10 protein-coding genes are annotated in these 11455 nt (G+C 39.3%); 6 read left to right on the top strand and 4 right to left on the bottom strand.

Annotation, left to right across the window (positions count from 1 at the left end):
- Window positions 1-5 precede the first annotated feature (5 nt).
- From BMW86_RS03710 to BMW86_RS03700, 3 genes are all read right to left on the bottom strand, one after another.
- Complete coding sequence (locus BMW86_RS03710; RefSeq protein ID WP_089779081.1) at window positions 6-1115, bottom strand: efflux RND transporter periplasmic adaptor subunit; 1110 nt, start codon at window positions 1113-1115, stop codon at window positions 6-8.
- A gap of 117 nt (window positions 1116-1232) precedes the next feature.
- Window positions 1233-2600, bottom strand: a complete 1368-nt coding sequence (locus BMW86_RS03705) for a HAMP domain-containing sensor histidine kinase (RefSeq protein ID WP_089779079.1) — start codon at window positions 2598-2600, stop codon at window positions 1233-1235.
- Window positions 2601-2602: 2 nt separating this feature from the next.
- Window positions 2603-3283 carry a response regulator transcription factor gene (locus tag BMW86_RS03700; protein ID WP_089779077.1) on the bottom strand — a complete coding sequence of 227 codons (681 nt, stop codon included), beginning with the start codon at window positions 3281-3283 and terminating at the stop codon, window positions 2603-2605.
- Between the two features lie 314 nt (window positions 3284-3597).
- On the opposite strand from BMW86_RS03700, the gene BMW86_RS03695 reads away from it, so the two are divergent.
- The 6 genes from BMW86_RS03695 to BMW86_RS03670 all read left to right on the top strand — a co-directional run bounded on the left by BMW86_RS03695 (window position 3598) and on the right by BMW86_RS03670 (window position 10364).
- Window positions 3598-4998 carry a DUF3500 domain-containing protein gene (locus tag BMW86_RS03695; RefSeq protein ID WP_089779075.1) on the top strand — a complete coding sequence of 467 codons (1401 nt, stop codon included), beginning with the start codon at window positions 3598-3600 and terminating at the stop codon, window positions 4996-4998.
- A 9-nt stretch (window positions 4999-5007) separates the two neighbouring features.
- A complete protein-coding gene (locus BMW86_RS03690; protein ID WP_089779073.1) occupies window positions 5008-6327 on the top strand; it encodes a HupE/UreJ family protein in 1320 nt (439 codons plus the stop codon).
- 38 nt (window positions 6328-6365) lie between these two features.
- Entirely contained in the window at window positions 6366-7397 is a 1032-nt protein-coding gene (locus tag BMW86_RS03685; protein WP_089779071.1) for a sensor histidine kinase, read from the top strand.
- Window positions 7394-8086 carry a LytR/AlgR family response regulator transcription factor gene (locus BMW86_RS03680; protein ID WP_089779069.1) on the top strand — a complete coding sequence of 231 codons (693 nt, stop codon included), beginning with the start codon at window positions 7394-7396 and terminating at the stop codon, window positions 8084-8086. Before BMW86_RS03685 ends, BMW86_RS03680 begins: the two co-directional genes overlap by 4 nt.
- A gap of 371 nt (window positions 8087-8457) precedes the next feature.
- On the top strand, window positions 8458-9729 hold the full coding sequence (locus BMW86_RS03675; protein WP_218149109.1) for an FAD-dependent oxidoreductase: 1272 nt from the start codon (window positions 8458-8460) through the stop codon (window positions 9727-9729).
- A 152-nt stretch (window positions 9730-9881) separates the two neighbouring features.
- Entirely contained in the window at window positions 9882-10364 is a 483-nt protein-coding gene (locus BMW86_RS03670; protein ID WP_089779064.1) for a hypothetical protein, read from the top strand.
- Window positions 10365-10489: 125 nt separating this feature from the next.
- On the opposite strand, the gene BMW86_RS03665 is transcribed toward BMW86_RS03670, so the two are convergent.
- Window positions 10490-11221, bottom strand: coding sequence for a hypothetical protein (locus BMW86_RS03665; protein ID WP_089783545.1), 732 nt, complete (start codon window positions 11219-11221; stop codon window positions 10490-10492).
- Window positions 11222-11455 lie beyond the last annotated feature (234 nt).

The following is an 11455-nucleotide window of genomic DNA, read 5'->3' as shown; positions in this document are numbered from 1 at the left end:
TTACTTTATTTTGCATCCAGGAGATAAAAACTACCTTCTGAAACAATCTTATCTCCATTGTTTAATCCTGATTGAATAACTATTCTTTCGCCTTGTGTACCGGCTGTTTCCACTTTGCGTTTTACATATTTCCCCGCAGCAGTTTCGACGAAAACGAAACTGGCATCATTCATCTGCAACAAAGCTTTTGATGGAATAAGAATAGCATTAACGGGTGCAACAATGAAATTTACGGTTACGTACATGCCGGGTTTGAGCGTATGATTGGTATTATTAGCAGCTATCAACACCTCTACGCTACGTGTATCTTCATTGACAATCTCCTTTACATGATATACTTTTCCCTGGATATGTTCTTCGGGTAGAGCCGCAATTTCAATATTGCATTCATCTAATTCATGGACAAAGCGGATGTCTTTTTCTTTTACCTGTCCAACAATCCAGATCTTAGATAATTCTGCAACAGTGGCAACACTGGCTGCATCATCTTTTATGAACTGACCTAATACTACTTTGTTTTCAATCACCTCACCTGCAATAGGTGAATGAACCACTAATGCCTGTCCTAATGAAAGTTTATCGGGATCTGCTTTGAATATTTTAATACCTATTACAGCATTTTCATACTCTTTCTTTTCTATGTCGTAAGCTGTCTGCGCTTCTTCCAGATCCTTTTGTGTACCTACGCCATTGGCAATTAAATCCTGCTGGCGCTTCAGCGTTTTTTCTGCCTGTTGCATCTGTGATTTCTCCTGGAAGAAAATCTTTTGTGCTGCAATAAAATCTGGCGAGCTTATTTCGAACAGCGGTGTTTCAGCTGTGGTTTTCATGCCCAACCGTAAATATGATTTTGTTACCCGTCCCTGAAAGGGAGGCGCAATTTCTGCATATTGGGTTGGGATGGCTTTTACCGTACCGGTGGTCAGCATTTGCAAACGATAGGGCTCACTTTGAACAGTTGTTGTTGTAAGTTTGTTTTGCAGGTTTGAATTTGCCGGAATAATGATGGTATCGCACTGAAGGATATAATTACTTTTTTCTGTTTCAGCCTGAGGGCTATGGCAGGAGTAGTTGATCAGGAGCATTCCACTGAACAATAATATTTCTCTTTTCATTTTCTAATTGAGCATCTGTTTAATGAGAGTTTGCCCCGCAAAACTAAAACAGCCCCATGGAAGGGGCTGTTAGAATTGCTTTAGAATGTTATTAGAAAATCATTAGAGAAATGAATATCAGATATGAGGCAATGTAAGGGTAAAGGTTGTGCCTTCGTTTTCTTTGGATAGAACAGAAAGATTGCCATTATGTAATGAAATGATTTTTTGGGTGAGGAATAGCCCAATACCATTACCTTCTGCAAATTTTTTGTTTGTCCCTCTGTAAAAAGGAGTGAAAATATGTTGTAATTCCTCATTACTGATTCCAATACCATTATCTGAAAAACTCAGGATAATTTGTTTGTCATTGTAAGAAATGGAAATTATACTTTGTTTGTTGTTAGAAAATTTACAACCGTTTTCTATTAAGTTTATAAAGGCTACTTTTAACAGATATTCATTGCCATTTATTGAAATGAAATCATCATTTTCAGTTTCTTTTTCAAAAATGATATTTACTTTATAGTCTGGCTGATTGCGAAGCACATCATTTCGGGCATCTAATAAAATTTCATCCGGTCTTACTTCTCTAAATGAAATTTCTGTCTGATCGTAACTGGCTTTTGCTAAATCCAGCAGACTATTGGAAAGTCGGATTAATTTCTGAATATCAGAAATGATATGCTCTATCGACTGTTGATATTCTGTATTGCTTCTTTCTTTTTGTATTGTAAGCTGCATTTCTGCCAGCATTGCGGTAAGCGGTGTTCTTAATTCATGGGAAATATTGGAAACGAAATGCTTTTGTGCATCAAAAGAGCTTTCAAGTCTGTTGAGCATCTCGTTAAAAGTGATGGCAAGTGCCGCGATTTCATCTTTCCGGTTACCTTCTTCCACTCTTAAATCAAGATTGGTAACGGTGATCCTTTTTACTTTTTGCACCAGTGATGAAACGGGTTGTAATGCCTTTTTTGCCAGGAATTGCCCAACAAAGAATATAATAACTATAGAGAAAAGGAAGGCAATGATAATAGTGTTGCGAAGGTTGGCAAGTTTGGTAAGTCCGTACTCGTCTTTTGCAGCTGCTGTAATTACATAATGTAACCCGTTGTGTTCATATAGGAAACCGACTACCTGTACATCTTCAAGGTAAAATTGAATTTCTTTGTGTGCAATGATATGGTCTATCATATGCTGTGTTTCTTTCACCTTATCTATTTCCACTGCATCATGGTACAATAGATGAAAAGCAGTATCGTAAATGGCTACTTCTTCCTGAAATAAAGCATTGGGTGCATTTTTATAGATGAGTTGTAAGACTGTTGGGGCAACCTTTGTATCAAATAAAAGATTAGCTTTTGTAGCTGCCTGTTGTTTCAATCTTTTAAAATATTCATCTTCCCTGGTCTCAGATGAAGTGAAATAAACAGTTAATGCAAACGCCAGTAATAATGCCGCAACCAACGAAGTAAACAATAGGGTAAGCCTTGTTTTAATTTGCATTGTCAGTCCTGTTTAAAGATGAAACCAAGACCCGGTTTGGTGTGAATGAGTTTAACATCAAAATCCTTGTCTATTTTCTTACGCAGGTAATTAATGTATACATCGATAAAGTTGGTCCCTGTGTCGAATGTAGTTTCCCAAACCTTTTCTGCAATTTCTGTTCTTGACAAAACCCTTTCCGGGTTTTGCATCATGTATTCTAACAATTTTAATTCTTTCGGTGTTAGAGAAATTTCTTTGTTGCTCCGTTTTACAATTTTGGTGTGTATGTTTAATTCAAGGTCTGCATATTTTAATATAAAGCCCTGTGAATTGCTTTTCCCATTATTGCGTTTTAATAAAGCGCGGATGCGTACATGTAATTCTCTTAAGTCAAATGGTTTTACTAAATAATCATCTGCCCCTGCATCAAACCCTTCTACTTTGTCATCGGTGGTCCCTAATGCGGTAAGCATAATAATGGGGGTATCCGGTAATACGTTTCTGATCTCTTTGCACAGATCCAGTCCATTCACTTTGGGGAGTATAATGTCAGTTATGATCAGGTCAAAACTGTTTTTTAATGCCAGTTTTTTACCTAATTCACCATCATAAGCAACAGTTACCTCATAAAATTGCTCTTCCAATCCCCGTTTGATCAGTTGTGCTACGCGTTCTTCATCTTCAATAACGAGTATTTTCATAAGAGTTATATTATGATCCTGTTATGCAAATATATTTCAAAAAGGTACGGTAATGCAGAAAATGCCCACAGTTTGTACTATAATCAAAACCTGAATATCCATAAAACAATTATTTATAGAGACAATACTAAGTATTTGTGTTGCAGCTTCCGGAGCAATGGACAACTTCCAAATTATGCAAGATTGGGTGTTTAGTCCTATATGAGCGAATATAGTATGTGCAATTAACCCCAACATTTCGCTGTTTTACCCCAAAGAACATTACTTCAACGAGAAACCACTGAAGTTTGTTACCTATATTAAATTATGTGAACATGAGAATGAAAATCATCATTTCCTTTGTAGTACTTTTTATAAGTACAGGTTTATTCTTTGCCTGTAAGAAAAGTTCTACGGAAAATCCTACAACTAGCGCTACTGTTACTGCACTAACATGTAGCTCCGCTGTTATTTCAAGTGCAGCAGTAGCCAATACTGTCTACAGTGGCACCGCTACAGTGCCATACACAGGAGGTAACGGCGCAAGCTATTCCGCAGGCAGCGGGATTTCCTCCACTGGAGTTACCGGCCTGACTGCTACCCTGGCTGCAGGTACTTTATCCAGTGCCACCGGAAACATTACTTATAATGTTACCGGTACCCCCACTTCGTCAGGGACCGCTAGCTTTGCAATTACATTTGGAGGTCAGTCCTGTTCCTTCTCAGTAACTGTCGGAACTGCGACAACTGATTGTTCTTCCGTAACGGGCGTAGAGAAAGTAGTATGTCTGGCTAACGCCTTTTTAGCTACTTTATCCACCACCCAACAAGCACAAGTCGTGCAAACACTTAGTTTGTCAAATGCCAAATTATGGAGCAATCTTCCGTGTGGGCTTAGCTGCCGTGATGGCATTGCATTCAGCAGTCTGTCGGCCACTCAGCTTGCTGCCGCATTGGCCGTTATACAGGCTGCGACCGGCACAACTACTGATGATGGGTACGACGAGTTTTATAAAATAAATGAAACAGATTCCCTTTTAGGTGTGGTAAGTAGCAGTAGCGGTTATAGTAAAGGGCAATATGTTATCTGCTTTTTGGGTACGCCGAGTACAACCGGCAAATGGATGCTACAGTTTGGAGGTCACCATTATGCAGGTAATATTACATACAATGCCGGTGCTACAATCAGTATTACGCCTTCACATCAGGGAGTCGAGCCAAAAAGCTGGACCACAGCGGGTGGAGCAGTAATCACTCCATTAGCATCCGAGCAATCTGTTATGGCCAATATGCTGGCATCTTTTACCTCTGCTGAACTAAGCAGCGCGAAAATTTCAGGTACATTTTCGGATGTGACGATGGTTCCCGGAAGCACCACCAATACTTTTCCTACAACCAAACAAGGTATACAGGTAAGCACACTCAGCACGGCTGCTCAGGCGAAGGTACTTGCGGCAATGGTGCCATGGATAAATGATCTGGATGCCACTTCTGCTGCCGCGTTTACCACCATTTATACCAATGAGTTGGCCAATACTTATGTTTGTTATGCGAGTAATACCAGCGGAACTTCCGGTAATGCCAGCTCCTTCTTTACCACCAATACGGATTATGTTCGCATCGACGGACCTAGCGTATGGATTGAATTTATATGCCAGACAGGGGTTGTATATCCAAGCCAGATCCATTATCACAGTGTGTTCCGCGATCATTCAAGAGACTATATCGGTTTATAACAGAATAATATGATTCCATTTTTTGACACTAACAGCCGCCGGACAATAGGACGGTGGCTGTTTTTATCTATCGCATTCATTTTGCATTCTCATGGCAGCTTCGCCCATCAGACACCGACAACGATCATATTGATGGATGTTAGTCCGGACAGGGTAGGACTGGAACTCCAGCTTCCACTGAGTGAGCTGGAATTAGCCTTTGGTCAGCCGGTCACCAAAGACCCTGAAACGCTCGTCGCCAGACTGGGGCCACAATTAAAGGAATACCTCCGGGCACACATTCACCCTTTTGTGGACAAAGAACATCCATGGATCGTTGATATCGGAGATATGACGGTCGCAAAAGGTGAGCAGGCGGCCAGCGGCCCACCTTATTGGGAGTTAAACGTTCACCTGCTGATGCTGCCACCATCTGGCGTAAGTACCCGGAAATTCACGCTGGACTATGATGTTATCATGCATCAGGTCATCAATCACGCCGCATTTGTTTCTATCCGCAACGACTGGGAAACTGGTAAAGCTTCCGGAACGCCGGTAGAAGCAGGGGTGATCCATTGGGATATGAAAGACAATGTCATCTATCCTCTGCAGATTAATCTTGAAAAAGGCGATTGGTGGACGGGATTCAAAAGCATGTTTTTTCTTGGGACACAGCATATTAAAGAAGGTACCGACCATCTTCTTTTTCTTCTGGTGCTGCTGATGCCGGCGATGTTGCTGGTACACCAAGGCCGATGGGGACGTTTTGGAGGAGTCAGGTATTGCGTGATCAGAGTGTTGAAAATAGTGACCGCCTTTACAATAGGGCATTCGATTACGCTTCTGATTGGTGCAATGAATTGGGTACGCTTACCCACTCAACCGGTAGAGGTGCTCATTGCGATCTCGATACTTGTCTCAGCCGTACATGCCATCCGTCCTGTTTTCCCGGGGAAAGAGGTATTTGTGGCCTGTGGGTTCGGCTTGATCCACGGTTTGGCTTTCGCGTCGGTACTTGCTAATCTTCATTTAGGAGCAGGACCTATGGCTTTAAGCATTTTGGGTTTTAACATCGGCATTGAAGTGATGCAGCTGGCTGTAATTGTCGCGATCATTCCCTGGCTGATCCTTCTTAGCCAGACACCGTTATATCCTTCTGTAAGGGTGGCAGGGGCGGTGCTTTCGGCCATAGCAGCTATGGGATGGATCATTGAACGGGTTACCGGCTACCAGAACGTAGTAACTGCCGGAATAGGGCAAAGTACCAGGTATATGGCGATGGCAGTAGTTGCTTTGGGAGTATTATCACTAATCAGTTATGTTATTTCGCGTAAAAAACTTGCATCATAAATATGATTTCTTAATATTGAGTTTTAAGTACTGGTGGCATGAAATTATCGCATCTACAGAAAATAATATTGCAAATTACAGGCTGCTTACTATTTTTAAGTCAGCCAATCTGGCTTCCTTCCAGGCCGCCTGAAGAGGCCTTTCATCTATTTTCCAGGCCGATATTGCGTGATTATAGTGCCAACGCATTAATGCTTATCTTTTTTTATTTACATTACTATCTGATAATACCTAAGTTTTACTTTACAAGGAAATATCTGCTCTATTTTTCAATCTCCATTTTCGCCTTTTGCTGTATTGTTCTATTACCTTCTTTAATGACAGGCAGAAACCCTTTTTCCTCACATCAGAATCTGCCTTTCCCAGCCCACGGCCACCCTGTCATTCCATTTTTTGAAGAAATTAAACATCATGTTTTTCTTTTTATAGCTGTTGTTACATTTTCACTTTCACTCAGAACCAGAGCACGATGGTATGAGGCAGAATCCCAGCGTCAACAGGCAGAGTTAGCCAGTTTGAAAGGGCAGATTAACCCACATTTTCTATTCAATACTTTAAACAGTATTTATTCCCTTGTTGTGGACAAAGATGATGCTGCAGCAGATTCAATTGTGCATTTATCTGAATTGATGCGGTATATCATTAAAGAAGCAAAAGACGGGAAAATACCATTAGCCAAAGAATTAAGCTACCTGGATAACTATATAGAATTACAACGTGCAAGATTAGGTAATACTGTAGCGGTAAACTTTCACGTTCTTACTGAAGATGCAGACGGATTAAATATTGCTCCATTATTACTTATTAGCCTTATAGAAAATGCTTTTAAATATGGGGTCAATCCAGACGAAGAATGTAGTATTAATATTGAAATTACGGTCATAAACAGGTGCCTGAATTTAGTTGTGCGCAACAAAAAGGTTTCCAGAATATCCACTATTACATCTAGCGGAATTGGTATAGACAATACCAGGGAACGCCTACAGCTAATTTACCCATTAAAGCATTCCCTGCAGATTGAAAATGAATCGAAATATTATACTGCTAATTTATCAATTGAATTGGTATGATCAGAGCAATAGCATTAGATGACGAACCTCCGGCTTTAAACATCATAAAAGCCTTCTGTTCAACAAATCCTGATGTATCCTTAGAAAAGGTTTTTACCAGTACAGATAGAGCATTGTCATACATCAATAACAATTCCGTTGATCTTATTTTATTAGACATTAATATGCCCACTGTTAGTGGGATCGATTTTTATAAAAGGATATCACAGGATATTATGGTCATTTTTACAACATCCTATACAGAGTATGCTGTGGAAAGTTATGTTATAAATGCTATTGACTACCTGGTGAAACCCTATACACGCAAAAGATTCAACCAGGCTATCAAAAAGGCTCTTGATTTATATAGCATGCGCAAAGTTGCATCGCAAGCCGGAGAGCTGTACCTAACGGTACGATCGGATTATGGTTTGATGAAGGTCTTTTATACGGATATAATATTTATTGAGGGATTGGATAACTATCTGAAAATTCATTTAACTAATAAACAACCCATTGTAGTAAGACTCACCATGAAAGGCTTAGTCGAAAAGTTACCTGTTCAACAATTCATTCGGGTACATAGGTCTTATATCGTTTCATTAAAACATGTATCTTATTGCCGCAACAAACTAATTACGCTAACAAATAATGAAGAGATCGCATTGGGCAGCAGTTACGAACAAGAATTTATGAAAAGAATGACCTAAGTGGAAATGTTTTCTATGCATGGAAAATCTACCAGATATCTTCTTCATAAAAGGTGGTATTCATCATGCAGGCAGCATGTTTATATATCAGAGTTAGTATTGCGATAAGAGGTTATTCCCATGGGTAATTGTATATGATAACCACTAATGAAAAAATAATTTACGCGACATTTTGTTCAAAAAAAGCTATATTTGCGCATATTGAATTATCTATATATAGATAATTCTACGTCTTCCGTAACGATGTTTTAGCAAATCTTTTTGCGGGCATAAACGGCTATCATAATCTAAAAGATCATGTTATGCCTTTATATGCCTTTATCATTCTTCGACAGAAAATTCCTCCATAATTATTCTACCAATCACGAAAGTTGTATCGCTTAATCTTAGCGGTAAATTCTATTTTTTACAAAAAATTAGCACAGAATAAAATGACGATAATAATTATTGGTGCAGGTATTGGAGGATTATGTCTTGCACAAATGTTGAAGAAAAATGGAATAAATGTTCAGGTTTTTGAACGGGATGCAAATGCTTCTGACAGGCGTCAGGGTTATCGTCTTCATCTTGATGCAGATGGTATTTTAGCTATTCAGGAATCATTACCTGAAAAACTATTTGAATTGTTTGAACTAACATCAACAAATCCATTAGCATATACAACAATTTTGGATACAGCGTTAAAACTGAAGAGACGATTTCCCATCGATGAATACAGTAAGACAGAACACCATATTGAGACGGGAGTTGCCAAACACCTCAATGTAAATAGAGCCACATTAAGGGAAATATTACTGATTGGATTAGATGATATCTGCCATTATGGAGCTAAATTAGACCATTATGAGGCAGATGAGAAAGGAGTAACCGCATTTTTTGAAGATGGAAGAATTATAAAAGGAGATTTACTGATTGGTGCAGACGGAGCAGGCTCTGTCGTAAGGAAACAAAGAGCTCCTGAAGCAAGAATTATGGACTCCGGTGCCAGGGCTATCTATGGACGTATTAAATTAGAGGATGCGAGAAAGGTATTACCACAACTATGTATTGCAGATGTTTTCACTGCAGTCTCAGATGCCCGTAAATTGATTTTGGGTGTAGGACCAATCATTTTTCCGGTACGTCCGGAATCTGCAGCTCAAAGTTTAGGTCTTGATAACACATTAAGCGAACAACACGATTATGTAGGATGTATTATTTCGGGGCGTAAAGAATTTTTTGGTTCTGATGATACAGAAGTAAGAAGGAAAACAAGCGATGAGTTACAACAAATGGCAGTTGAACTTTTAAGTGACTGGCCAAGCGAAGCATCATCTGTTCCTGCAGCTGGTGAAAAAGGTTCTTTTTTTTATATTGAAATGAATTCCAGTATTCCTTTTGATTTAAAGCCACATCATAATGTTACTCTTTTGGGAGATGCCATTCATAACATGACACCCAGTTTGGGAAGAGGTGCCAATGTAGCCCTAAAGGATGCAGTGCTTCTTGGAAAGGCGCTTATTGAAGTAGCCTTAGGAAAAAAAGCGTTAGTCAATTCTTTGGCAGACTATGAAAAGGAAATGACGGAATATGGCTTTAATGTTGTTCGTCACTCAGCCGAAATGGGAACAAAGTTATTGGGACAAGACCCGCTAGCAGAATAAGATGGAAATGGATGTTCTAATCAACATTTGAAAAATAAATTTATAGCCGTACAGTGTTTGCTGTACGGCCATAATCCGTAGATTTTAACCGGCAAACCGATAGGCCTTTAAAGTTGTTTCGCCTTATACAAACAAAATTATACTTACAACATATGCAGGAATGGAATAATTTTTATGTAGCAGTTGCGGGTTCTGCAGCGGCTTTGACAGGACTACTTTTTGTTGGCATTTCCATTAGTTTGACAAAAATATTATCAAACCCGAGACTGCCAATGAGGGCATCTGTCTCTCTAACGCTATTGCTATCTATTTTGATATTTTCAGTGCTTTTGCTTGTGCCACAAAAAACATTAACCTGTATTGGTTACGAAATTACTATTCTTGGATTTATTGTTTGGGGCATTGTAACAAGAACTGATTTCAAAATACACAAGCAAGTGCCAAAGGAATACAAACGGCAGTCTCTTTTTTATTTATTTATCGACCAACTCGCAATTATTCCATATGTCATTGGAGGATTTTGTATTTTATTCATTGGCGAAGTCGGACTTTATTGGTTAGTGCCTGCTATTGTTTTATCATTTACAAAAGCCGTTTTAGATGCCTGGGTTTTACTTGTAGAAATTAACCGATGATTATAAGAAATTAGGGGATCAGCGCTTAAAATCCTTCAAACGCAAAAAAGCCTTCAAATCTTTCGACTTGAAGGCATTAAGGCTTGCGGCCCGAGGTATCATAACCTGGAACCAAAAGAAGCCTGTCAGAATTTAATAGTAAGTTTCTGTGAAACAAGTTTGTCATCCTTGTAGTATTCAAAAAACCATTCCCCGTTTTTTCTAAACACAATACCTTTTTCAACACCATTGTCCGCAATGAAATTATCAGGTTGTGAAGTTTTTAGTAAGGTCATTACTTTCTTAGGGGAGGTGTCAATCAGTTGGTAGCCATTAGCATTCGCCTGTGCATATAAGACATCCTTATTGTCAGCGATTGTAGCGGGCGTAGCAGCAACTGTTGCGGGTGAAGCGCCGGGAGCCGGTTGTGTAGCCTGCATGGTCCCGCTGCTATCGTATTTATATTGTGCCGCTGACAGAGATACAAATGCCTTTCTTAATGCATCTCTATAAACTGTATTCCACTCTTTCTCCCTGCTTATTCCTTCCTCACTTTTATAGACAATATTGCCCTGACAATCTTTTAGCAACAGGGTTAAACTAGTGGATAGAAATTTTCGTTTCTCTACAAGTTCCACGTTTAGCGCACTACATTTATTATTGATAATCTCAGCGGGCAACACGTCGGTAGTCATGAGGCTCGTGAACCCTACGCTTTCCAGCAGGGATTTGGTAAGCGTATTAATTCCATATTGATCATCCTGTTTAAATATACCAAATCGTTCAGGTACTAACACGTACTTGTAATGATTGAGGGTATTTTGTGACCGGGCTGTAATGGCAAAAAACATTGCCAGCATGAGGATAACTACTTTCATATACATAGAATTGTAACGAAGATAAACAAAATGCCTGTAAGAAAATGGAGGCCAGGTATAGCCTTCAGATTATTCTAATATTTGGCAGGCATCCTTTCCTAAAGGTTTTGTATGGTTACAGGGAGGCTATTGGCAGCTTTACTCCTATCCCTACGTGACCTTCATTACAGGTACCACGCACTTTTTAAATATTTGTAATTTACGGGTGATATTTCATGCATATAATACACATAG

Source organism: Chitinophaga sp. YR573 (genome assembly GCF_900110995.1).
In the GTDB taxonomy this organism is placed as follows: domain Bacteria; phylum Bacteroidota; class Bacteroidia; order Chitinophagales; family Chitinophagaceae; genus Chitinophaga.
The sequence above is the reverse complement of the archived record's forward strand: the minus strand, read 5'-3'. Positions and strand labels throughout refer to the sequence as shown.